Source organism: Streptomyces sp. NPDC096012, assembly GCF_040426375.1.
In the GTDB taxonomy this organism is placed as follows: domain Bacteria; phylum Actinomycetota; class Actinomycetes; order Streptomycetales; family Streptomycetaceae; genus Streptomyces.
On sequence record NZ_JBEOTD010000017.1, the window covers coordinates 1 to 22,530 of the forward strand.

The following is a 22,530-nucleotide window of genomic DNA, read 5'->3' on the forward strand; positions in this document are numbered from 1 at the left end:
CGCACCGATCTGCAGCGGCATGATCCAGTTCGTGAAGCCGGCGAACAGCGGCGTCGCGAACATCAGCAGCATGATCGTGCCGTGCATCGTGAACGCCTGGTTGAACTGCTCGTTCGACATGAACTGCAGCCCCGGCCGGGCCAGCTCGGCGCGCATCAGCAGCGCCATCACGCCACCGATCAGGAAGAACGCGAACGACGTGACCAGATAGAGCGTCCCGATCGTCTTGTGGTCGGTGGTCGTCAGCCACTTCACCACGACGTTGCCGGGCTGCTTGCGCCTGACCGGCAGCTCGTTCTCGTACGAGTCCTCAGCTGCCGCGGCACCCTGGGGTTCATTGAGGATGCTCACAGGTTGTTCGTCTCCCGGTTCTTCTCGTGGCTCGTCTGCGCGATGCCGGCGGGAATGTAACCGGTCTGCCCCTTCTTGGCGAGGTCCTTGAGGTGCTGCTGGTAGCGCTCGGGGGAGACGACCTTCACGTTGAACAGCATCCTTGAGTGGTCGACGCCGCAGAGCTCTGCGCACTTGCCGAGGAAGGTGCCCTCCTGGTTGGGGGTCACCTGGAAGGCGTTGGTGTGGCCCGGGATGACGTCCTGCTTCATCAGGAACGGCACCACCCAGAAGGAGTGGATGACGTCACGAGAGGTCAGGACGAAGCGGACCGTCTTGCCCTTGGGGAGCCAGAGCGTCGGACCGGGGTTGCCCGTCTGCGGGTTCCGCGTGCCGGGCGTACCGACGTCGTAGACACCGCCGGCGTTCGCCGGGAAGGCGTCCTTGTACCGGTTCGGGATCGCGTCCAGGTTCTTGTCGGTCTTGGCGTCACCGGTGGAGCCGGGGACGTTCTCGACGTAGTTGAAGCCCCAGCTCCACTGGAAGCCGACCACGTTGACCGTGACCTCGGGCTTCTTGTCGGTGAGGCTGAGCAGCTTGGACTCGTCCCGGGCGGTGAAGTAGAAGAGCACCGAGATGATGATGATCGGGACCACCGTGTACAGGGCCTCGATCGGCATGTTGTACCGAGTCTGCGGAGGTACCTCGACCTTGGTGCGGCTGCGCCGGTGGAACATGGCGCTCCACAGGATCAGGCCCCACACCAGCACGCCGACGGCGAGCGCGGCAGCCCAGGAGCCCTGCCAGAGGGAGAGGATCCGCGGAGCCTCTTCCGTGGTCGGGGTGGGCATACCAAGGCGGGGGAAGTCCTTGTATGTGCAACCGGTAGCGGTCGCCAGGACCAGGCCCGCGGTCAGTGCCTGCAGCAGCTTCCGCCGCATCGGGCGCCGCGGCGAGCGGTCGGAGCCGTTGGGACTCACGTAGCGCCTTCCCGAGAGTCTCGCCCGCGCGGTCGGCGCGGCCTTCTCGCTGGTCGGTCGCCGCCCTGCGTCGGGCAGGGGTTTGGATGTTTATGCGGACCAAACCCTAGCCGACGCTCTCGGAGGGTTCGCGGGGAGGGGGGCATACGCGCCGCCGGTCACTCCGAAGGGGTTGGATTGGGCGCCCAATAGCTGGGGTTGTCATGGTTCGGCGTGCGGATGCGGGGTGCGTCGTGGCTGGTCGCGCCGTTCCCCGCGCCCCGGGCGCGGTCGCGTTCACCGAAGTCTTACGGTTGCCCTGTGTCCTACTTCGATGCCGCCTCGGCCGCTCCCCTCCACCCCGTGGCCCGTCAGGCGCTGTTGGCCTCGCTGGACGAGGGATGGGCCGACCCCGCCCGGCTCTACCGGGAGGGGCGCAAGGCCCGCATGCTGCTGGACGCCGCACGGGAGGCCGCCGCGGAGGCCGTCGGGTGCCGGGCGGACGAGGTGGTGTTCACCCCGTCCGGGAGCCGGGCCGTCCATACGGGGGTCGCCGGGGCGTTGGCCGGGCGGCGGCGGGTGGGACGCCACCTGATCGTGTCCGCCGTCGAACACTCCTCCGTACTCCATTCGGCCGAGGTGTTCGAGGCGGCGGGCGGGACGGTCACCCGGGTGGCGGTGGACCGGACGGGAGCCGTCGCGGCGGCGGACTACGCGGCCGCGCTCCGCGAGGACACGGCGCTGGCCGTTCTGCAGTCCGCCAACCACGAGGTGGGCACCGTCCAGCCGGTGGCCGCGGTGGCCGAGATCTGCCGGGCGGCCGGGGTGCCGTTGCTGGTGGACGCGGCGCAGTCGCTGGGCTGGGGGCCGGTCGGGGGCGACTGGTCGCTGCTCGCGGCGAGTGCGCACAAATGGGGCGGGCCGTCGGGGGTCGGGCTGCTCGTCGTCCGCAAGGGGGTGCGGTTCGCCGCCCAAGGCCCGGTGGACGAGCGGGAGTCGGGGCGGGCCCCGGGGTTCGAGAACATCCCGGCGATCGTGGCGGCCGTGGCCTCCCTGCGCGCGGTGCGGGCCGAGGCGGCCCGGGAGGCGGTACGGCTGCGGGAGCTGACGGAGCGGATCCGCACGCGGGTGCCGCGGGTCGTGGCCGACGTGGAGGTGGTCGGCGATCCCGAGCGCCGGCTGCCCGGGATCGTCACCTTCTCCTGTCTGTACGTCGACGGGGAGGCGTTGCTGCACGAGCTGGACCGGGCGGGTTTCTCCGTCTCCTCCGGGTCCTCCTGCACCAGCAGCACGCTGACGCCCAGCCATGTGCTGCGGGCGATGGGTGTGCTGAGCGAGGGCAACGTGCGCGTCTCGCTGCCGATGGGGGCGGCGGAGGCGGACGTGGAGCGGTTCCTGGAGGTGCTGCCGGGGGCGGTGGCGGCCGTCCGGGAGAAGCTGGGGGCGCCGGCACCGGCCGTCCGGACGCGCCCCGCGGAACTCGTCGTCGACTCCCTGGGCAAGCGCTGCCCCATCCCGGTCATCGAGCTGGCGAAGGTGATCGGGGACGTACCGGTGGGCGGCACGGTCCGCATCCTCTCGGACGACGAGGCCGCCCGCCTGGACATCCCGGCATGGTGCGAGATGCGGAACCAGCAGTACATCGGCGAGGAACCGGCCGACCGGGGCACGGCCTACCTGGTCCGCCGAACAACCTGACACGCCCACGCAGGGGGGCGCAGCCCCGCCAGGGGCCCGGGGCGCAGCCCCGTCAGGGGCGCGGGGAACTGCGCGACCGGCCCCCACACACCCGCACCCGAACAACGCCCCGCCCCCAACCCGAGGCACACCCCCGCCGTGGGCTCGAGGCGCAGCCCCATCAGGGGCGCGGGGAACTGCGCGACCAGCCCCCACACACCCGCACCCGAACAACGACCCGCCCCCAACCCGAGGCACACCCCCGTCAGGGGTCCGGGGCGCAGCCCCATCAGGGGTCCGGGGCGCAGCCCCATCAGGGGTCCGGGGCGCAGCCCCATCAGGGGCGCGGGGAACTGCGCGACCAGCCCCCACTCACCTGCACCCGAACAACGGCGCCCCAAGACACCGCACCCGAACAGCGGCGCCCCGGAGACAGCCGCACGCCCCCGCCGGCCTCAGCGCAGATGCCCCCGCACCTCATCGGCCGCCGACTCCCCGTACGCCTTGGTGAACCGCTCCATGAAGTGCCCCCGGCGCAGCTGGTACTCCTGCGTGCCCACCGTCTCGATGACCAGCGTCGCCAGCATGCAGCCGACCTGCGCGGCCCGCTCCAGGGAGACACCCCACACCAGGCCGGACAGGAACCCGGCACGGAAGGCGTCGCCGACGCCGGTGGGGTCCGCCTTGCGCTCCTCCTCCGCACAGCCGACCTCGATCGGGTCCTCGCCGACGCCCTCGATGCGCACGCCCTGCGAGCCGAGCGTGGTGACGCGGTGGCCGACCCTGGACAGGATCTCGGCGTCGCTCCAGCCGGTCTTGGACTCGATGAGCCCCTTCTCGTACTCGTTCGAGAAGAGGTACGTCGCGCCGTCCAGCAGTATCCGGATCTCCTCGCCCTCCATGCGGGCGATCTGCTGGGAGAAGTCGGCGGCGAACGGGATGTTCCGGGAGCGGCACTCCTCCGTGTGGCGGAGCATCGCCTCCGGGTCGTCCGCGCCGATCAGGACCAGGTCGAGGCCGTCGACGCGGTCGGCGACGGTCTTCAGCTCGATCTGGCGCGCCTCGCTCATGGCACCGGTGTAGAAGGAGCCGATCTGGTTGTGGTCGGCGTCCGTGGTGCACACGAAGCGGGCGGTGTGCAGGGTCTCGGAGATGCGGACGGACTCGGTGTCCACGCCGTGCCGGTCGAGCCAGGCCCGGTACTCGTCGAAGTCGAAGCCGGCGGCACCGACCAGGATCGGCGCCGTGCCGAGCTGGCCCATGCCGAAGGCGATGTTCGCGCCCACACCGCCCCGGCGCACGTCCAGATTGTCGACCAGGAACGAGAGCGAGACCGTGTGCAGCTGGTCCGCGACGAACTGCTCGGCGAATCGGCCGGGGAAGGTCATGAGGTGGTCGGTGGCGATGGAGCCGGTGACTGCGATGCGCACGACGGCATTCTCCTGCGGGAGGCGGGATTGACAGTTCACGCTACCCGTTCGCGCGGCGCCACTGAAGCTGGCAAAACTACCCGATAGTAGCTCTTTCTTCGCGGCCCCGAGCGTGCCTACGGTGCGCTCATGATGAATCCCGAGGCCGACTCCAGCCGACCCGCCGAGTACGACGGCGACCTCGCCGCGCTGCGCGGTGACTGTGCCCGGATGGCTCCGCACTGGGCGGTTCCCGAGCGGGCCGCGGCGCGTCCGGTGCCCCCGTCCCTGATCCACGGGGTGCGGGTGCCGGCCCGCTCCGCCCGGCTGCTGGACGCGATGTCGGACTACGGCGACTGACCCGTACGGCGCAGTCCCGGGAACCGCACGCTCGCCTCCCGCGTCCCATCGCCGTCCCCCGCCGAGGGGACCGGGACACGATCCAGCGAGGAGCGATGCGGTGAACACCGAGCGGCCTGAGAACTCCGGTGACGCGGAGGTGCCGGAGACTTCCGGGGAAGTCGCGGCGCGGGAACCGCGAGTCGGCGACGCGGACCCCGGTGAGCGGTCCGGCCGGCGCCGCTCACCGATGGTCGTCGCCTCGGTGGCGGCCGCGGTGCTGCTGGTCGGCGGCGGCGCGTTCCTGGCCACGGGCGGCGGCGCGGACGCCGGCGCGCCCGCGGGGCCCTCCGGAGGGCGCGGCACTCCCCCGCCGCTGGCGCTGGACGGCGGCTCGGCGGGCACCGAGGGCATCGCGCCCGGGGAACCCGACCCGAACGGCACGCGGTACGTGGCGCCGGGCGAACTGCCCGACGGGCCCGGATCGGCGCCGGTGTACACACCGGGGGGCGAGGTCGGCAAGGACGCCGTGGCCCGGCTGGCGAAGGCGCTCGGCATGGCCGCGACTCCGGTGGCCGAGGGACGGAACTGGCGGGTCGGCGGCAAGGACGGCTCCGGCCCGGTCCTGCGGGTGAACCGGGACGCGCCGGGCGACTGGACCTACAGCAGGTACGCGCCGGGCACCGACGACTGCGGGAAGGGGCCCCTGTGCGCGCACGACCCGATGGGCCCCACCGGCGGCGCGATCGGCGTGCGGGAGGCGGTGCGGGCGGCGGCGCCGGTGCTGAAGGCGGCCGGGCTGGACGACGCGAAGACCGATGCCGGCCAGGTGCTGGGCACCCAGCGCGTGGTCAACGCCGATCCGGTGGTCGGCGGGCTGCCGACGTATGGCTGGACCACCGGGCTGACGATCGGCAGGCAGGGTGAACCGGTCGGCGGCCACGGGCTGCTCGCCGCGCCCGCGAAGGGGGCCACGTACCCCGTGCTGAGCGCGGCGAGGACGCTGCGGCTGATGAACGGGGCGGCGGGGAGCGGCCACCGGATGGGGATCGGGGGCTGCGCCACCGCGGTGCCGGCGAAGGACCGGCTGGAGCAGCCGTGCGGCGCGTCCACGGGGGCGCCCAAGCGGTCGGCGGACCCGGTCACGGTCGAGAAGGCGGTGTTCGGCCTGGCCGCTCACTCGGTCGGCGGGCGGCAGACGCTGGTGCCGTCCTGGCTGTTCCGGGTGCGTGGGCCGGGGGCGGCGGACGCCTTCACCGTGACGCATCCGGCGGTCGACCCGAAGTACCTGGCGGCGCCCGGCCGGTCCGGGCCCTCGACGGAGCCGACCGCCGCCCCGAAGAGCCGGGACGTGAAGGTGAGCGGCTACGCGGCGGACGGCCGGAGGCTGACCGTGAGCTTCTTCGGCGGGGTGTGCGCCGACTACACGGTGTCGGCCGCGGAGAGCGGCGCCCGGGTGACGGTCACCGTCACCGAGAAGCCCTGGCCGGACAAGGTGTGCGTGCTGATGGCCAAGGAGTACGTGAAGACCGTACGGCTGGAGGCGCCGCTGGACGGGCGGGCGGTGGTCGGCGCCGACGGCGCGCGGATCGCCCGGTCCCGTCCGGGGGCGCTGCGGCCGCAGGCCCGCTGAAACCGCCCGGACACACGAAGGCGGCGGCCCCCGTGCCGGGGACCGCCGCCTTCTTGCCGGGCCGTGTGGACCGGTCCGTCATGACCCGTGGGGCTCAGCTGAAGGAGTCGCCGCAGGCGCAGGAGCCGGTCGCGTTCGGGTTGTCGATCGTGAAGCCCTGCTTCTCGATGGTGTCCACGAAGTCGATGGACGCGCCACCCAGGTACGGGGCGCTCATGCGGTCGGTGACGACCTTGACGCCGCCGAAGTCCTTGACGACATCGCCGTCGAGGGAACGCTCGTCGAAGAAGAGCTGGTAGCGCAGGCCGGAGCAGCCGCCGGGCTGAACGGCGACGCGCAGGGCCAGGTCGTCACGGCCTTCCTGGTCGAGCAGGGCCTTGACCTTCGCCGCGGCGGCGTCGGACAGGATGATGCCGTCGGTGACGGTGCTGGTCTCGTCCGATACGGACATCTACATCTCTCCCGGGTTGTACGGAGACTGCTTGCCGACGAGTGCAACCGGCACATGCGCGGATTCATTCCGGCCGGGCATTCGCATGGACGCGTTTTTCGTTCTTTCTTCATGCTCGCACACGCCCGGCGGCATCGGCAGCGGCCGGAAGAGGGCGCCGGGCGGGATTCACGTCACAGGGACGCTATGGCCGTCGTCAAAGTGACGTGAAGCGGATATGATAGATAGCGTCAGTTAGACGAAAAGTAGAAAGGGTGTGTGTCGTGACCACCGCCCAGACCCCGGAGCTCGACGTGCAGCCGTCTCCGCTCGCCCTGTTGCTGCTCGGCCGCGAGGCCGACCCGAAGAGCGAGCGGGGCGTCGAGTGTCCCGGTGACCTGCCGTCACCGTCGGACCCCGACCTGGTGATGCGCGCCCGCGCGGCCAAGGAGAAGCTCGGCGACAAGGTCTTCGTGCTCGGCCACCACTACCAGCGCGACGAGGTCATCCAGTTCGCCGACGTCACGGGCGACTCCTTCAAGCTTGCCCGGGACGCGGCCGCCCGCCCGGAGGCCGAGTACATCGTCTTCTGCGGCGTGCACTTCATGGCCGAGTCGGCGGACATCCTGACGTCCGACGACCAGAAGGTGGTCCTGCCCGACCTCGCCGCCGGCTGCTCCATGGCCGACATGGCGACGGCCGAGCAGGTCGCCGAGTGCTGGGACGTCCTGACCGAGGCCGGGATCGCCGAGCAGGTGGTGCCGGTGTCGTACATGAACTCCTCCGCCGACATCAAGGCCTTCACCGGCAAGCACGGCGGCACGATCTGCACCTCGTCGAACGCCAAGCGCGCCCTCGACTGGGCCTTCGAGCAGGGCGATCCCTCGACCACCAAGGTCCTCTTCCTGCCCGACCAGCACCTGGGGCGCAACACCGCCGTCCGGGACATGGGCATGTCGCTGGACGACTGCGTGGTCTACAACCCGCACAAGCCGAACGGCGGGCTGACGGCCGAGGAGCTGCGCGCCGCGAAGATGATCCTGTGGCGCGGGCACTGCTCGGTCCACGGCCGGTTCAGCCTGGACTCGGTGAACGACGTGCGCGAGCGCATCCCCGGCGTGAACGTGCTCGTCCACCCCGAGTGCCGGCACGAGGTCGTGGCCGCGGCGGACTACGTCGGCTCGACCGAGTACATCATCAAGGCCCTGGAAGCGGCCCCGGCCGGCTCCAAGTGGGCCATCGGCACGGAGCTGAACCTGGTCCGCCGACTGGCGAATCGTTTCGCGCCCGAGGGCAAGGAGATCGTCTTCCTCGACCGGACGGTCTGCTTCTGCTCGACCATGAACCGCATCGACCTGCCCCACCTGGTCTGGGCCCTGGAGTCCCTGGCCGAGGGCAACCTGGTCAACCGGATCGAGGTCGACAAGGAGACCGAGGCGTTCGCGAAGCTGGCGCTGGAGCGGATGCTGGCGCTGCCGTAGCACTCCGGTCAATGGCCGAGGCCCGGCCCCCTGGTGAGGGGGCCGGGCCTCGGTGCGTTCGACACCCCGCCGGGCCTCCGCCGGTCAAGACCCGCCGGGCCTCGGTGCGTTCGGACGCCCGTCGGGTCTTGTGCCGGGCGAGGGTGTCGCGGTGTGTTCGGACACCCCCGGGTCTCGACGCGTTCGGACGCCCGCCGGTTCGCGGTGTGGTCAGACGCCCGCCGGTTCGCGCGTCTCCGGCTGGACGCCCTCCCGCTTGGCCGCCCGCTTCCGGACGCGGCGCTCCTTGCGCAGCTCCAGCATCGCGTAGAGGGTCGGCACCAGCAGCAGCGTCAGCAGGGTGGACGTGATCAGACCGCCGATGACGACCACGGCCAGCGGCTGGGCGATGAAACCGCCCTCGCCGGTGACGCCCAGGGCCATCGGGAGCAGGGCGAAGATCGTCGCCAGGGCCGTCATGAGGATCGGGCGCAGCCGGTGCCGGCCGCCCTCGATCACGGCCTCGACGACGCCGTGCCCCTGCCTGCGGTACTGGTTGATCAGGTCGATCAGCACGATCGCGTTGGTCACCACGATGCCGATCAGCATCAGCATGCCGATCATCGCCGGGACGCCCATCGGGGTGCCGGTGGCGACCAGCAGACCGATCGCGCCCGTGGCCGCGAACGGGATGGAGACCAGCAGGATCAGCGGCTGGGCCAGCGAGCGGAACGTCGCCACCAGGAGCATGAAGACGATCGCGATCGCCGCCAGCATGGCCAGGCCCAGGTTCTTGAACGCGTCGTCCTGGTCGGAGGAGACGCCGCCGATCTCGGCCTCGGCGCCCGCCGGCAGATGGAGGGCCTTGATCCGCGACTGCAGCGCGGCGCTGACCGCGCCGGTGTTGTCCCCGGTCGGCTTGGCCGTGATCGTCGCCGCGCGCTGCCCGTCGATCCGGGTCATCGACACCGGGCCGTCCACCAGCTTCACCGTGGCGATGTCGGCGAGCTTCACCGGGCCGAGGCGCAGCTTCCTCAGCTGGGCCAGCGTGGTCGCGGGCTGGGCCGACTTCACGACGACGTCGCGCTCGGTGTCGTCGAGGACCGCTTTGGAGGCCGTCGTACCGCGTACCGCCTGGGCGACCGCGGCGCCCAGCTTCTGGTCGTCGAACCCGGCCGCGGCCGCCTTGGCGTCGGCCCTGACCGAGATCCGCGGCACGCTCGTCGCGAGGTCGCTGCTGACGTCCGTGACGTGGTCGAGTCCGGCGACCGCGGAGCGGACCTGTTCGGCGGCCGTGCGCAGCGCCCGGGGGTCGGCGGCCTTCACCACGACGCGCAGGTCCTGGCTGCCGAAGCCGTCACCGGCGGACACGGTGGTCGTCCCGGCGCCCTCGATCTTCTTCAGGCCGTCCTCGATGCGCCGCTGGACGTCCTCGTACGACGCCGCGTCCTTCAGCATCACCTGGTACGACGCCTGGTTGGTGTCCGTGCCGCCGCCGAAGGCCGCCATGAAGCCGGAGGAGCCGACGGTGACCTGGTAGTCCTTGACGCCCTCGGTGGAGGCGAGCAGCTTCTCCACCTTCTTCGCCCGGGCGTCCGTCGCCGCGAGGCTGGTGCCCGGCCGCAGCTTCTGCCTGACCGTGAGGACCTCCTGATCGCCCTGGTCGAAGAAGTTGGTCTTCAGCAGTCCGGCCATGCCGAACGTGACCACCAGGACGACGATCGCGATCAGCACGCTGGTGAGGCGGCGGCGCGTCGCGAAGCGCAGGACGGGGACGTAGGCGCGCTGCAGACGGCTGTCCGCCTCCTTCCGCTCGGCCTTGCGGCGGGCCTCCTCGGCGTCCCCCGGGGTGCCCTTCGGGGCCCGCAGGAACCAGTACGACAGGACCGGGACGACCGTCAGCGAGACGAGCAGGGAGGCCAGCAGGGCCGCCGTCACGGTGATGCTGAACGAGCCGAACAGGGCGCCCACCATGCCGCCGACGAGGCCGATCGGCAGGAACACGGCGACCGTGGTCAGGGTGGAGGAGGTGACGGCGCCGGCCACCTCGCGCACGGCGGTCAGGATCGCCTCCCTGCGCTCCTCGCCGTAGCCGAGGTGCCGCTTGATGTTCTCCAGGACCACGATCGAGTCGTCGACGACCCGGCCGATGGCGATCGTCAGCGCGCCGAGCGTGAGCATGTTGAGCGACAGGCCGCGCGTCCACAGCACGATCAGCGCGAGCACGATGGACAGCGGGATGGACACCGCGGTGACCAGCGTGGAGCGGATCGAGGCCAGGAAGACCAGGATGATCAGGACCGCGAAGAGCAGGCCGAGGGCGCCCTCGGTGGTCAGGCCCTTGATGGACTTGGACACGGCCGGGCCCTGGTCGCTGACGACCGTCAGCTCCGAGCCCGCGCCGAGGTCCTTGCGCAGCCCGGGCAGCTTGTCCTCGACGGCGTTCGAGATGGAGACCGCGCTGCCGTCGTGGTCCATGGTGACGTTGACGGCGAGGCTGGGCCGGCCGTCGGTGCGGGTGATGGAGTCGGCCGGGGCGGGCCGCTCCTCGACGGTGGCCACGGCCCCGAGGCGCACGGGCTTGCCGCCGGCCCCGCCGGTGACCATCAGGTCCCGGATCTGCCCCAGGGAGGTGAAGCCGCCGCCGACCTGGACGGTGCGGTTGGCGCCGTTCTCGTCGAAGGAACCGGCCGGGACGATCGCGCCGCCCGCCTGCAGGGCCTGGCCGAGGGCGGCGGGGGTCAGACCCGCCCGCGCCAGCTTCGCGTCGTCCGGGGTGACGGTGACCTGGAGGTCGCGTACGCCCATGACCTGGACCCGGCCGACGCCGTCGATGTCCTTCAGGGTCGGGACGACCGTCCTGTCCAGCTGGTCGGCGAGGGCCTGCTGGTCCTTGCCGGAGGTGACGGCGAGGACCACGGTCGGCATGTCGTCGGTGGAACCGGAGACGATCTGCGGGTCGACGCCGTCGGGGAGCCGGTTGCGGGCCCGGTTGACGGCCTGCTGGACGTCGGAGACGAGCCGCTTGGTGTCGTTGCCGTAGTCGAAGGACGCCATGATGACGGCGTTGCCCTCACTGGCGGTGGAGGTGACCCCGGTGACGCCGTCGACGGCCTGCAGGTTGTCCTCGATGGGCTCGACGACCTGCTTCTCGACCACGTCGGGCGAGGCGCCCTGGTACGGCGCGATCACCGACACCATGGGAAGTTCGATGGTGGGCAGCAGCTGCTGCTTGATCTGGGGTATCGCGATCAGCCCGAAGACGAGCGCGATGAGCGACACGAGCCCGACGAGGGCGCGTTGCGCGAGGCTGAATCTCGACAGCCAGGACATGGATCGGGGTCTCTCTTCTGTGAGCGGCACAAGCGCTGCCCGGTGGGGAGCGAACGGGCGCGGGGAACGGGCTCCGTACCCGGGAAAGGCGACGACGGGACGCACAGGTCAGCGCCCACGGCACCACCCTGAGCCATGCCGGAGGGCCGATCTGTAGGCCCCAGGTCCAGTTCCTCGTACCGCCCCTACTCCGCGCGCAGTACGCGCGGGTGGAGATCAGTCCGTCCTCGGACGTACCAGCCCCGACTCGTACGCGATCACCACGAGCTGCGCCCGGTCCCGGGCGCCGAGCTTCGACATGGCCCGGTTGACGTGCGTCTTCACGGTCAGCGGGCTGACCTCCAGGCGCTCGGCGATCTCGTCGTTGGAGTGGCCGCCGGCGACCTGCACCAGCACCTCCCGCTCCCGGCCGGTGAGCGCGTTCAGGCGCTCGGAGCGGGCCGGGTCGAGGCCGTCGTCGTCGCCCTGTGCGAGGAAGCGGGCGATCAGCCCCTTGGTGGCCGCCGGGGAGAGCAGGGCCTCCCCGCCCGCGGCGATCCGGATGGCGTTCAGCAGTTCCTCCGGCTCGCTGCCCTTGCCGAGGAATCCGGAGGCGCCCGCGCGCAGCGACCGTACGACGTAGTCGTCGACCTCGAAGGTGGTCAGGATGACCACGCGGACGTGCGCGAGGGAGGGGTCGGCGCTGATCATGCGGGTGGCGGCGAGGCCGTCGGTGCCGGGCATGCGGATGTCCATGAGGACGACGTGGGGGGCCGTCTCCTTGGCCAGCCGGACCGCCTGGGCGCCGTCGGAGGCCTCCCCCACCACTTCCATGTCGGGCTCGGAGTCGACCAGCACGCGGAACGCGCTGCGCAGCAGTGCCTGGTCGTCGGCGAGCAGGACACGGATGGTCATGCGGGCTCCCCCTGGGCCGTCGTACGGGTCTCGACGGGCAGGATCGCATGCACGCGGAAGCCGCCGCCGTAGCGGGGTCCGGTGGTCAGGGTGCCGCCGATGGCGGTGACCCGCTCGCGCATGCCGAGCAGGCCGTGGCCGCCCCCGGTGCCGGGTGCCGCGGTCTCGCCCGCGCCGTCGTCGAGGACGGTGACCTCGAGGTTCGGTCCGACGCGTACGACGCTGACCTCGGCCTCGGTCTCGCCTGCGTGCTTCTGCACGTTCGTCAGGGCCTCCTGGACGATCCGGTAGGCGGCCAGGTCGACGGCGGCCGGCAGGGAGGTGCCCTGGTCGCCGCGGGCCACCCGCACCGGCAGTCCCGCGCTGCGGAAGGTGCCGGCCAGCTCCTCCAGCCGGCTGAGCCCGGGGGCGGGTTCGGTGGGGGCCTCGGGGTCGCCGGACTGGCGGAGCAGGCCGACGGTGGCCCGCAGTTCGTTCAGGGCGCTGCGGCTGGCCTCGCGGACGTGGCCGAGGGCCTCCTTGGCCTGGTCGGGCCGTTTGTCCATGACGTGCGCGGCGACGCCCGCCTGCACGTTGACCAGCGCGATGTGATGGGCCACGACGTCGTGCAGGTCGCGGGCGATGCGCAGCCGCTCCTCGGCGACCCGGCGGCGGGCCTCCTCCTCCCGGGTGCGTTCGGCGCGCTCGGCGCGTTCCCGGATGGCCTGCACGACCGCCCGGCGGCTGCGGACGGCGTCCCCGGCGGTGGCGCCGATGCCGGTCCAGGCGAGCACGCCGAGGTTCTCCTGCGCGTACCAGGGCAGGGGGCCGCCGAGCATGGCGGCCGCCGTCAGCACGGTCATGGTGAGCAGGCCGACCCGCCAGGTCGTGGTGCGGTCGGTGGCCGAGGCGACGGTGTAGAGCGCGATGACGGCGGACATCGCGACGGGCGCGCGGGGGTCGCGGGTGACGGACTCGATCACGGAGAGCGCGCCGGTGACGGCGAGGACCGTCTTGGGTACGCGGCGCCGGAAGACGAGCGCCACCGCGGCGAGCGTCATCAGCAGCAGGCTGACGGGGTCGGGGCTGCGGACGCCCCAGGAGACACCGTGCCCGTCCTTCGGCACGACGAAGGAGCCGACGACCATGCACACCAGCACCCCGGCGGCGATGGCCGCGTCCAGCGCGAGCGGGTGCGCCTTCAGACCACACCGGGCACGTTCGAGAGTGCTCACGGTAGTGAACAGTACGGGTGTTTTGTCAGCGCCCGTACCACCGGTGCCGGGCGGCCGACGACAACGGCGATCCGTACGCCCCGTACTCCCGGGACGGCGACGCCGGGTACCGGCCCGTCGAGGTGCTGTTCACCCTGGACCGACCCGCGGGACCGGGTCAGCCGGGGATCAGGCCCTCGTCGCTGAGCAGGGCGCGGACCTCCGCCAGCGAGGCGTCGGCCGCCGGAAGGATCAGCTCGGAGGGCTCCAGCGCGTCGTCGGGCAGGGGGGTGCCGAGCCGGCGGACGGCGTCCAGGAGAGCGCTGAGCGTGCGCCGGAAGCCGGGCTCGTCGCCGTTCTCCACCTCCGCCAGCAGGTCGTCGTCCAGCTTGTTCAGCTCGGCGAAGTGGGAGTCGTCCAGTTTCACCTGGCCCTCCCCCATGATCCGTACGATCACGTCGGCCTCCTCGGCTCGGGCCCGGCGCCGGGCTACTGCTTGTCGAAGCGCGGGGTGTCCTGCGGCTGCTGCTGGGACTGCGCCTGGCCGGTGCCGGTGCCGCCCTCGATCGCCTGCTGCGGCGAGCCTCCGGCCAGCTCGGCCTTCATGCGCTGCAGTTCCAGCTCTACATCCGTACCACCGGAGAGGCGGTCCAGCTCGGCCGCGATGTCGTCCTTGGCCATGCCGGAGGGGTCGTCGAGGGCACCGGAGGCGAGCAGTTCGTCGATGGCGCCGGCGCGGGCCTGGAGCTGCTGCGTCTTGTCCTCGGCGCGCTGGATGGCCAGGCCGACGTCGCCCATCTCCTCGGAGATGCCGGAGAAGGCCTCGCCGATGCGGGTCTGGGCCTGGGCGGCGGTGTACGTCGCCTTGATGGTCTCCTTCTTCGTGCGGAAGGCGTCCACCTTGGCCTGGAGGCGCTGGGCCGCCAGGGTGAGCTTCTCCTCCTCGCCCTGGAGGGTCGTGTGCTGCGTCTCCAGGTCCGTCACCTGCTGCTGCAGGGCGGCGCGCCGGGACAGGGCCTCGCGGGCCAGGTCCTCACGGCCGAGCGCGAGCGCCTTGCGGCCCTGGTCCTCCAGCTTGGTGGACTGCTGCTGCAACTGGTTGAGCTGGAGTTCCAGGCGCTTGCGGCTGGTCGCCACGTCGGCGACGCCGCGGCGCACCTTCTGCAGCAGCTCGAGCTGCTTCTGGTACGAGTAATCGAGGGTCTCGCGCGGGTCCTCGGCCCGGTCAAGGGCCTTGTTCGCCTTCGCGCGGAAGATCATCCCCATACGCTTCATGACACCGCTCATGGGCTTCGCGCGCCCCCTTCTGACGGACTCCAGCTCACAGATCCTGCGACAGAACCCACAGTACGGGCCCTGCAACCATTACCGCACTGTTCGGGGAGTGATGCGCTCATCCCCAAGGACGACTGCGGTCGGTTCCGCTCCGGCCCAGGGAGTAGGCGGCCCCTCACGGGAACCCGGCCGGACCCCTCGCGGACCCCGCCCGGCACTCGGGCGGACCTCGCCCGGACCCCGGCGCACCTCCCTCGGACCTTCTCCGGAACCTCCCCGGAACATCCCCTCTGTCCCCCTACAGACGTCCGGCGTTGCGGGATCGTTCCCGTCCGGGCTGGGGTGCACGCCGGTGCAGCGCTTACCCTTGGGTTTTGTGTTCCGTAGCCGTGCCAAGGAAGAGAAGGCCCAGACCGCCGACAAGGCGCAGGTGACCCTCTCCAAGCAGACCCGCCACCCGCAGGCCCCGAAGGGCAGGCCCACGCCCAAGCGCAGTGAGGCCCAGTCCCAGCGCCGCAGCGTGGCCCACACCCCGACGAACCGCAAGGAGGCCTCGAAGCGCCAGCGCGAGGACCGGCGCGAGGCGCTGGCCCGCCAGCGCGCGGCGCTGGCCAGCGGCGACGAGCGCTACCTCCCGGCCCGGGACAAGGGCCCGGTCCGCAAGTTCGCCCGTGCCTGGGTGGACTCGCGGTTCAACGTGGCGGAGTTCTTCCTGCCGCTCGCCGTGGTGATCCTCGTGCTGAGCGTGGTGCGGGTGCCGTCGATCCAGAGCATCGCGCTGCTGCTGTGGCTGATCGTGATCGTGCTGATCGTCCTGGACTCGGCGGTCAGCGGCTTCCGTCTGCGCAAGCGGCTCAAGGAGCGCTTCCCGGACCAGAACACGCGCGGCGCGGTCGCCTACGCCCTGATGCGTTCCCTGCAGATGCGCCGGCTCCGGCTGCCGAAGCCGCAGGTCAAGCGCGGAGAGCGGCCCTGAGCGCAGACGCCTTCACCGAGGGCGCGGCCGGTGCCTGGCTGGGCGGGCTGCGTGACGTCGTACGCCAGGAGCTGGTGGCCCGGCAGCTCGACGAGCAGATAGCCGGGTGGTTCCCGGTCGGGCAGCGGCTGCGGGTGCTCGACGTCGGCATGGGCCAGGGCACGCAGGCGCTGCGGCTGGCCCGGCTCGGCCATCAGGTGACCGGGGTCGAGAAGGACGCGACCATGATCGCCGCCGCGCGCGATGCCCTGGCCGGGCAGCCGGAGGGCATCCGTGCCCGGGTCCGGCTGGTGCAGGGCGACGGGCGCGACACCGGGGTGCACTTCCTGCCCGGCAGCTTCGACGTGGTGCTCTGCCACGGCGTGCTGATGTACGTCGAGGAGCCCGACCCGCTGGTGGCGGGCCTGGCCCGGATGCTCGCCCCCGGCGGGCTGCTGTCGCTCCTCGTGCGCAACGGCGACGCCCTCGCGATGCGGCCGGGCCTGTCCGGGGACTGGTCCGGCGCGCTCGCGGCGTTCGACACCACCGCCTATCGCAACCGCCTCGGTCTGGACGTGCGCGCCGACCGGCTGGCCTCGCTCACCGCCACGCTCGCCGGCATCGCGGCACCCCTGCGCGCCTGGTACGGCGTACGGGTCTTCACGGACACGGCGGCGGACGACGCGGAGATCCCCGAGGACCTGGAAGCGCTGCTCGCGGCCGAGGAACGGGCCGGGCGGACCGACCCCTACCGCGGGGTGGCGGCACTGCTGCACCTGTGCGGCGTACGGGGCTGACCCCGTTCGGGGCAACAGCGCGGGCCGCACGATCACCGTGCGGTGAGACTCGGGACATGCACACTTCCCCCATCCACGCCCTCGGCCGGCGCGTGGCGGGCCGTGCCCCCGGGACGGCCGGCCGCGCCGTGGCGCTGGTGTGCTGCGCGGGCCTCGCCGCCGGCTGCACCGGGTCCACCGCGCCGACCGGGCAGGACACCGCGGCGGCCACCCGGGCGGCCGCGCCGATGGCCGCGGACGACCTGGAGAACCGGTACAAGAAGGTCATCAAGGAGGTCCTGCCGTCGGTCGTGCAGATCCAGGCGAGCGGCGACCTGGGATCCGGGGTGGTGTTCGACGGCAACGGGCACATCGTCACCAACGCGCACGTGGTCGGCAGCGAGAAGACCTTCCAGGTGACCACGGCCAACAAGGAGGAGCCGCTCCGCGCGAGCCTGGTCTACTCCTACCCCGAGCAGGATCTCGCGGTGATCCGTCTGGACAAGGTGCCGGCCGGGCTGAAGCCGGCGGTGCTCGGGAACTCCGAGAAGGTCGAGGTCGGCCAGATCGTGCTGGCCATGGGGTCGCCGCTCGGGCTGTCGTCCAGCGTGACCCAGGGCATCGTCTCGGCGACCGGACGGACCGTCAGCGAGGGGGAGAGCGACGGCGGCACGGGCGCCACCATCGCGAACATGGTGCAGACGTCGGCGGCCATCAATCCGGGCAACAGCGGCGGCGCCCTGGTCGACCTCGACGGGCGGGTCATCGGCATCCCGACGCTCGCGGCGGCCGACCCCCACCTGGGCAGCGCGGCGGCCGGTATCGGCTTCGCCATCCCGGCGTCGATGGTGCGGACGGTCGCCGAGCAGATCGTGAGGCAGGGCAAGGTCGTCGACTCCGGGCGGGCCGCGCTGGGCATCACCGCGCGGACGGTCGTGGACACGTCCTACCAGCCGGCCGGGGCGGCGGTGGTCACCGTCCGCAAGGGCGATGCCGCCGACCGGGCGGGGCTGCGGCCCGGCGACATCATCACCAAGGTCGGCGACCGGCCCGTCACCTCCCTCACCTCCCTGGCGGAGGCACTGGCGGCGGAAAGGCCGGGCGAGCGCACGTCGGTGACGTACCAGCGCAACGGCGTCTCGAAGACGGTCGAGGTGACGCTGGGCGAGCAGTGAGGAAAGCGGGCAGCGAGGAGAGCGGGGAAGGGGCACGTGCCCCTTTCCTGGGTACGGCCCCTCCCCGCATCCGCGAGCCGCTGGGTGCGGCCTCCTTCCCGCATCCGCGAGCCGAGTACGGCCCTTGGGCCCTTCCCCGGCATGGGCGAGCCGGACCAGCCCTTCCCCGACATGGGCGAGCCGGGTCCAGCCCTTCCCCGGCATGCGTGAGACGGGTCCAGCCCTTCCCCGGCATGCGTGAGCCGCTGTACACGGCCCCCCGGGGGCCGCTAGGCGTCGGCGTGCAGGCTCATCGGCCCGTAGATCTGGGAGCCCTCCTCGAACAGCAGCACCTGGTCGGCCCCGCCGTCCTGCAACGCCTTCCAGTGCTCGCCGATCCAGGACTCGGCATCCCCCTGCGTCGTGAACTCCTCGGGCTGCACCGCGGGCTGGACCTCCGTCCCGTCGGCCTTCTCGAACCGCCACGTCCATGCCGTCATGTGGGCCTCCTTGTGATCCAACTCCTCCCCGCAGGGTATGCGCTCCACCGGGCCGGAGGTGAGAGGGCGTGGATCGGCCGCGGGCTCGGGGGGACCGGGCCCCGCCACCGCGGCACAGCCGCCGACGGCCGCCGTCCCGGAACCCCCGGGCCCGCCGTCCCCGGCACCCCGACCCGCCCACGTACCACGGCGCAACCCCCCACGGCCCCCGTCCCGGAACCCCCGACCCACCGCCCTCGGCACCCCGACCACCCCGCGCACCACGGCGCAACCCCCCACGGTCGCCGTGCCGGAACCCCCAGCCCACCGTCCCCGGCACCCCGACCCGCCCACGTACCACGGCGCAACCCCCCACGGCCCCCGTCCCGGAACCCCCGACCCACCGTCCGCGACCCCCCGGCCCGCCCGCGCACCACGGCGCAACCCCCCACGGTCGCCGTGCCGGAACCCCCGACCTGACGTCCGGACCCGGACGCTGCGCCCCCGGGGCACCTGACACGCCGTACGGATCCCGCCTCCTCCGTCGCGCAACCCCGACCCGGCGTCCCTCCGGGGCCGCCGGTGCGCACAACCCGGTGTGCCGGGTGAAAATCGGTGCGTGGAAATCACTCTGCTCGGTACCGGTGCCCCGTCCGGACTGCCCCGGCCCGGCTGCCCCTGCGCCGCCTGTGCGCGCGCTCTCGGACCGGACGCGCGGGCGGCGACGGCGGCGCTCGTGGACGGGGCGCTGCTGCTCGACCTGACGCCGGGGGCGGCGTTCGCGGCGGCGCGTGCGGGCCGTTCGCTGGGCGGGGTGGCGCAGGTGCTGATGTCGCACCCGCACGACGGCCCCGCGGTGGAGGTGCCGGCCGGGCTGCCGCAGCCGGGGCGGGTGCCGGACGGGCGGGAGTTGGCGCTGCTGACGGGGCATCGGGTGCGGGCGCTGGCGATGGACGCGGGCGGCACCGGGTACGCGGTGACCGGGCCGGACGGGCAGCGGCTGCTGTATCTGCCGCCGGGCGGAGCCCCGGCGGGCCTCGAGGAGGCGACGGCGGAGTCGTACGACATGGTCCTGGCCGACGTGGTGGGCCGCCCGGACGCGCTCGCCCGGCTGCGGGCGGTCGGTTCCGTGGGCCCGGCCACGGACGTGATCGCCGTCCACCTCGACCATGACGTGCCGCCCGGCCCGGAGTTGCGGCGGCGGCTCGCGGCGGCCGGGGCGCGCGCGGTGCCGGACGGTACGACGCTGACGGTCGGGGCGTACGAGGAGGTGCCGGACGTGCCGCGCCGGACACTGGTGCTGGGAGGAGCGCGCTCGGGGAAGTCGGTGGAGGCCGAACGCCGCCTGGAGGCCTTCCCGGACGTGCTGTACGTGGCGACCGGCGGGACGCGCGGCGGGGACACCGAGTGGGCGGCGCGGGTGGCCGTGCACCGGGAGCGGCGGCCGGGGTCGTGGCGTACGACCGAGACGACGGACCTGGTGCCGCTGCTGGCGCAGGACGGGCCGCCGCTGCTGATCGACTGTCTTTCGCTGTGGCTGACGGACGCCATGGACGCGGTGGGGGCGTGGGACGACGCGGAGTGGGCCGGCGGGGGCGAGAAGGCGCTGCGGGAGCGGGTGCGGGAACTGGCGCAGGCACTGCGGTGCACGACGCGGACCGTGGTGGCGGTCTCGAACGAGGTGGGCTCGGGCATCGTGCCGGCGACCGCCTCGGGCCGCCGGTACCGGGACGAACTCGGGCGGCTGAACGCGGTGTTCGCGGACGAGTGCGAGCAGGTGCTGCTGATCGTCGCCGGACAGGCGCTGGTGCTGCGCGGCTGAGCGGCGCCACGCGCGCCCCGTCAGCCGGTGTCCTTGCGTGCCACGATCCGGTAGGCGTTGGAGAAGGGGGTGCGGCGGAGCAGGGGGGCCAGGGTGTGGTCCACGATCGCGGCCAGGTCGAGCAGTGGCGCCGCGATCGCCCTCATCAGCGGATGGACGTGGGCCAGGGCCAGGGTGAGCGCCCCGGCCAGGTCGTAGGGGATGTGCGGGGCGCTGCGGTCCGTCACCAGCACCGTGCAGCCCAGGTTCTCCAGTTCCGCGCGCAGGTTGGCCGGCGGCAGCAGGTGCAGATGGCGGGGCTGGCCGTACGGGAACCACCACCTGCCGAGCAGGACGGCGAACGCGCAGCGCGGGTCCGGGACCTCGACGACCAGGTGGCCGCCGGGGCGCAGCGCCGTGAGGGCCGCGCGGAGTTCGGCGCGCGGATCGGGGGCGTGCGCCAGGTGGTGGAACATGGTGATCACGTCGTAGCGGGCGCGCAGCCTGGCCGCCGTGCCCGGGGTCATGAGGTAGCCGCGGTGGGCCTCCTCGATGCGCTCCTCCAGTTGCGCCTGTTCCACCCGGGCGGTGGGGTCCAGGCCGTCGAAACTGGTGTAGGGGAAGAACTCCTTCGCCGCCTCGGGGAAGTGGCCGTGTCCGGTGCCCACGTCCAGCCAGCTCTCCGGCTCGGGCAGGGCCGACAGCTTGTACGCGGTGGCACGGTGCCGGCGGCGGACCGCGCCGTCGGACAGGATCCGGGCGGTGAACTCCTCCAGGTGCCGTTCGTAGAAGTCCCGGTGGAAGAAGGCGAGTCCCTCGGCCGAGAGCCGGGGGTTCTGGAAGGTGTGGGCGCAGTCACGGCACCGGTCGAGGACGTGCCTGCCCGGCCGGTGCCGCAGCGGGTCGCTCGCCCGCACCCGGGTCCGCAGCCGTGTGGAACCGCACCAGGGGCAGTTCTCGCGGCGCGGCTCCTGGAACGTGTCGGTGGTGTCCGGGGTGACGTACGGCCGGGAGGACATGGTCGGCATGGGCGGCTCCCTCTGCGACATTCCGCTGCAAACCGGAACGTATGGGATACCGATCTTCGGTGCAACGACGACGTGGCGGCGTGGTGGCCATCTGGCACCGATACGTTCGTTCGCCGGCTGTACTGTTCGGCGAATGAGCAGGATTGATCTGGACGACTTCACCGATCTGATCGAGCGCCCGGACGGGGGCGTGCGCCGTGACGCCGAGGCCCGGCGAGAGCGCCAGATCGTGCCGCCCGGGGCTCTGGGACGCCTCGACGAACTGGGCGAGTGGCTGGCGGCCGCGCAGGGCGCCGTGCCGGTCCGGCCGGTGGAACGGCCGCGCGTGGTGCTCTTCGCCGGCGACCACGGCGTCGCCGCTCTCGACGTCTCGGCGCGGCCCGCGGGCAGCGCGGAGCAGCTGGTGCGGGCGGTGCTGGAGGGGGCGAGCCCGGTCGCGGTGCTCGCGCGGCGGCTGGACGTTCCCGTGCGCGTCGTGGACCTGGCCCTGGACTGCGATCCGGACGCCTTCCCCGAGGACGTCGTACGGCATCGGGTGCGGCGGGGCAGCGGCCGTATCGACATCGAGGACGCGCTCACCCTGGACGAGGCCGAGGCGGCCCTGCTGGCGGGCGTGGCGCTCGCCGACGAGGAGGCCGACTCGGGGACCGACCTGGTGGTGCTCGGCGACATCAGCGTGGGCGGGACCACGGCGGCCGCGGTGCTCGTCGCGGCGCTGTGCGGGACCGACGCGTCCGTGGTGACCGGGCGGGGCGGGCTCGCCATCGACGACCTGGCGTGGATGCGCAAGTGCGCGGCGATCCGGGACGCGCTGCGGCGGGCCCGGCCGGTGCTCGGGGACCAGTTGCAGCTGCTGGCGACCGTGGGCGGCGCCGATCTCGCGGCGATGACCGGGTTCCTGCTGCAGTGCGCGGTGCGGAAGCTGCCGGTGGTGCTGGACGGAGTGGTGGCCGCGGCGTGCGCGCTGGTCGGGCAGCGGGTCGCCTTCCGGGCGCCGGACTGGTGGCTGGCCGGGCACGACAGCGGGGAGCCGGCACAGGTGAAGGCGCTGGACCGGATGGCGCTGGAACCGCTGCTGGAGCAGGGCGTGAAGGTCGGCGAGGGCGTCGGGGCACTGCTCGCGCTTCCCCTGGTCCGCTCCGCCGCGGCACTGGCGGCGGAACTGCCGGAGAAGCCGGAGCCCGGGACGGCCCCGGAAGCGGAGACGTCCCCGGAGAAGCCGGAAGAGGGCTGACCGCCGCCCCCGTCCGGCACCGCCCGGCCGCCACCGTTTCGGTTTCGGCTGAGCGCCGTCGCGGTGGGAAGGGGTTCGGCGGCGAGCGCGTACGGGACGGCCGCACGGTGGGGGGAAGCGGGGTGCCGGGCGCCTTCGCGGTGAGGCGCGGAGGGCCGGGTGCGGGTGCCG

Annotated in this window: 20 protein-coding genes; 9 read left to right on the forward strand and 11 right to left on the reverse strand. The window is 72.7% G+C overall.

Annotated features, from left to right (window positions below):
- Together ABVB68_RS18215 and ctaC are read right to left on the reverse strand one after the other, a co-directional pair.
- Window positions 1–351: cbb3-type cytochrome c oxidase subunit I (locus ABVB68_RS18215; protein WP_353602102.1), on the reverse strand; the 351-nt coding region annotated here is incomplete at its 3' end.
- Complete coding sequence (gene ctaC / locus ABVB68_RS18220; RefSeq protein WP_353602103.1) at window positions 348–1,310, reverse strand: aa3-type cytochrome oxidase subunit II; 963 nt, start codon at window positions 1,308–1,310, stop codon at window positions 348–350. The genes ctaC and ABVB68_RS18215, both read right to left, overlap by 4 nt.
- A 300-nt stretch (window positions 1,311–1,610) precedes the next feature.
- Here ctaC and ABVB68_RS18225 point away from each other — a divergent pair, with 300 nt between their 5' ends.
- Window positions 1,611–2,987 carry a cysteine desulfurase/sulfurtransferase TusA family protein gene (locus tag ABVB68_RS18225; RefSeq protein WP_353602104.1) on the forward strand — a complete coding sequence of 459 codons (1,377 nt, stop codon included), beginning with the start codon at window positions 1,611–1,613 and terminating at the stop codon, window positions 2,985–2,987.
- Window positions 2,988–3,421: 434 nt separating this feature from the next.
- Here the strand turns inward: ABVB68_RS18225 and ABVB68_RS18230 are convergent, their stop codons facing one another.
- Complete coding sequence (locus ABVB68_RS18230; protein ID WP_353602105.1) at window positions 3,422–4,396, reverse strand: carbohydrate kinase family protein; 975 nt, start codon at window positions 4,394–4,396, stop codon at window positions 3,422–3,424.
- A 129-nt stretch (window positions 4,397–4,525) separates the two neighbouring features.
- Between ABVB68_RS18230 and ABVB68_RS18235 the strand changes: the two genes are divergently transcribed.
- On the forward strand, window positions 4,526–4,735 hold the full coding sequence (locus tag ABVB68_RS18235) for a hypothetical protein (protein ID WP_353602106.1): 210 nt from the start codon (window positions 4,526–4,528) through the stop codon (window positions 4,733–4,735).
- A 100-nt stretch (window positions 4,736–4,835) separates the two neighbouring features.
- Window positions 4,836–6,347: a hypothetical protein gene (locus ABVB68_RS18240; protein WP_353602107.1), complete on the forward strand. Its 1,512-nt coding sequence runs from the start codon at window positions 4,836–4,838 to the stop codon at window positions 6,345–6,347.
- A 94-nt stretch (window positions 6,348–6,441) separates the two neighbouring features.
- On the opposite strand, the gene ABVB68_RS18245 is transcribed toward ABVB68_RS18240, so the two are convergent.
- Window positions 6,442–6,798 carry an iron-sulfur cluster assembly accessory protein gene (locus tag ABVB68_RS18245; RefSeq protein WP_030582488.1) on the reverse strand — a complete coding sequence of 119 codons (357 nt, stop codon included), beginning with the start codon at window positions 6,796–6,798 and terminating at the stop codon, window positions 6,442–6,444.
- Between the two features lie 263 nt (window positions 6,799–7,061).
- Between ABVB68_RS18245 and nadA the strand changes: the two genes are divergently transcribed.
- Window positions 7,062–8,258 (forward strand): quinolinate synthase NadA, encoded by a 1,197-nt coding sequence (gene nadA / locus ABVB68_RS18250; RefSeq protein WP_353602108.1) that lies wholly within the window; start codon window positions 7,062–7,064, stop codon window positions 8,256–8,258.
- Window positions 8,259–8,468: 210 nt separating this feature from the next.
- On the opposite strand, the gene ABVB68_RS18255 is transcribed toward nadA, so the two are convergent.
- The 5 genes from ABVB68_RS18255 to ABVB68_RS18275 form a co-directional block, all read right to left on the reverse strand.
- Complete coding sequence (locus ABVB68_RS18255; RefSeq protein WP_353602109.1) at window positions 8,469–11,570, reverse strand: efflux RND transporter permease subunit; 3,102 nt, start codon at window positions 11,568–11,570, stop codon at window positions 8,469–8,471.
- 216 nt (window positions 11,571–11,786) lie between these two features.
- On the reverse strand, window positions 11,787–12,464 hold the full coding sequence (locus ABVB68_RS18260) for a response regulator (RefSeq protein ID WP_353602110.1): 678 nt from the start codon (window positions 12,462–12,464) through the stop codon (window positions 11,787–11,789).
- A complete protein-coding gene (locus ABVB68_RS18265; RefSeq protein ID WP_353602111.1) occupies window positions 12,461–13,678 on the reverse strand; it encodes a sensor histidine kinase in 1,218 nt (405 codons plus the stop codon). The genes ABVB68_RS18260 and ABVB68_RS18265 overlap by 4 nt, the downstream gene beginning before the upstream one ends.
- Window positions 13,679–13,835: 157 nt before the next feature.
- A complete protein-coding gene (gene pspAA, locus ABVB68_RS18270) occupies window positions 13,836–14,114 on the reverse strand; it encodes a PspA-associated protein PspAA (RefSeq protein WP_353602112.1) in 279 nt (92 codons plus the stop codon).
- Window positions 14,115–14,146: 32 nt separating this feature from the next.
- Window positions 14,147–14,944: a PspA/IM30 family protein gene (locus tag ABVB68_RS18275; RefSeq protein WP_353602113.1), complete on the reverse strand. Its 798-nt coding sequence runs from the start codon at window positions 14,942–14,944 to the stop codon at window positions 14,147–14,149.
- Window positions 14,945–15,308: 364 nt separating this feature from the next.
- Here ABVB68_RS18275 and ABVB68_RS18280 point away from each other — a divergent pair, with 364 nt between their 5' ends.
- The 3 genes from ABVB68_RS18280 to ABVB68_RS18290 all read left to right on the forward strand — a co-directional run bounded on the left by ABVB68_RS18280 (window position 15,309) and on the right by ABVB68_RS18290 (window position 17,838).
- Window positions 15,309–15,908, forward strand: a complete 600-nt coding sequence (locus ABVB68_RS18280; RefSeq protein ID WP_353602114.1) for a DUF3043 domain-containing protein — start codon at window positions 15,309–15,311, stop codon at window positions 15,906–15,908.
- A gap of 74 nt (window positions 15,909–15,982) precedes the next feature.
- Window positions 15,983–16,684 carry a class I SAM-dependent methyltransferase gene (locus ABVB68_RS18285; protein WP_353602115.1) on the forward strand — a complete coding sequence of 234 codons (702 nt, stop codon included), beginning with the start codon at window positions 15,983–15,985 and terminating at the stop codon, window positions 16,682–16,684.
- A gap of 56 nt (window positions 16,685–16,740) precedes the next feature.
- Window positions 16,741–17,838 (forward strand): S1C family serine protease, encoded by a 1,098-nt coding sequence (locus tag ABVB68_RS18290; RefSeq protein ID WP_353602116.1) that lies wholly within the window; start codon window positions 16,741–16,743, stop codon window positions 17,836–17,838.
- Between the two features lie 269 nt (window positions 17,839–18,107).
- On the opposite strand, the gene ABVB68_RS18295 is transcribed toward ABVB68_RS18290, so the two are convergent.
- On the reverse strand, window positions 18,108–18,317 hold the full coding sequence (locus ABVB68_RS18295) for a hypothetical protein (protein WP_353602117.1): 210 nt from the start codon (window positions 18,315–18,317) through the stop codon (window positions 18,108–18,110).
- Between the two features lie 598 nt (window positions 18,318–18,915).
- On the opposite strand from ABVB68_RS18295, the gene ABVB68_RS18300 reads away from it, so the two are divergent.
- On the forward strand, window positions 18,916–20,118 hold the full coding sequence (locus ABVB68_RS18300; protein WP_353602118.1) for a bifunctional adenosylcobinamide kinase/adenosylcobinamide-phosphate guanylyltransferase: 1,203 nt from the start codon (window positions 18,916–18,918) through the stop codon (window positions 20,116–20,118).
- Between the two features lie 20 nt (window positions 20,119–20,138).
- On the opposite strand, the gene ABVB68_RS18305 is transcribed toward ABVB68_RS18300, so the two are convergent.
- Window positions 20,139–21,116, reverse strand: a complete 978-nt coding sequence (locus tag ABVB68_RS18305; RefSeq protein WP_353602223.1) for a class I SAM-dependent methyltransferase — start codon at window positions 21,114–21,116, stop codon at window positions 20,139–20,141.
- Between the two features lie 142 nt (window positions 21,117–21,258).
- Here ABVB68_RS18305 and cobT point away from each other — a divergent pair, with 142 nt between their 5' ends.
- The gene (gene cobT, locus ABVB68_RS18310) at window positions 21,259–22,359 is read left to right on the forward strand and encodes a nicotinate-nucleotide--dimethylbenzimidazole phosphoribosyltransferase (protein ID WP_353602119.1); all 1,101 of its coding nucleotides are present in this window, start codon (window positions 21,259–21,261) and stop codon (window positions 22,357–22,359) included.
- Window positions 22,360–22,530 lie beyond the last annotated feature (171 nt).

Coding starts and splice junctions, on each gene's coding strand:
- ABVB68_RS18260 (WP_353602110.1), bottom strand. CDS start 12,464: ATGACCATCCGTGTCCTGCTCGCCGACGACCAGGCACTGCTGCGCAGC.
- ABVB68_RS18275 (WP_353602113.1), bottom strand. CDS start 14,944: ATGAGCGGTGTCATGAAGCGTATGGGGATGATCTTCCGCGCGAAGGCG.
- ABVB68_RS18305 (WP_353602223.1), bottom strand. CDS start 21,116: ATGTCCTCCCGGCCGTACGTCACCCCGGACACCACCGACACGTTCCAG.
- cobT (WP_353602119.1), top strand. CDS start 21,259: ATGAGCAGGATTGATCTGGACGACTTCACCGATCTGATCGAGCGCCCG.
- ABVB68_RS18235 (WP_353602106.1), top strand. CDS start 4,526: ATGATGAATCCCGAGGCCGACTCCAGCCGACCCGCCGAGTACGACGGC.
- ABVB68_RS18295 (WP_353602117.1), bottom strand. CDS start 18,317: ATGACGGCATGGACGTGGCGGTTCGAGAAGGCCGACGGGACGGAGGTC.
- ABVB68_RS18245 (WP_030582488.1), bottom strand. CDS start 6,798: ATGTCCGTATCGGACGAGACCAGCACCGTCACCGACGGCATCATCCTG.
- ABVB68_RS18290 (WP_353602116.1), top strand. CDS start 16,741: ATGCACACTTCCCCCATCCACGCCCTCGGCCGGCGCGTGGCGGGCCGT.
- ABVB68_RS18255 (WP_353602109.1), bottom strand. CDS start 11,570: ATGTCCTGGCTGTCGAGATTCAGCCTCGCGCAACGCGCCCTCGTCGGG.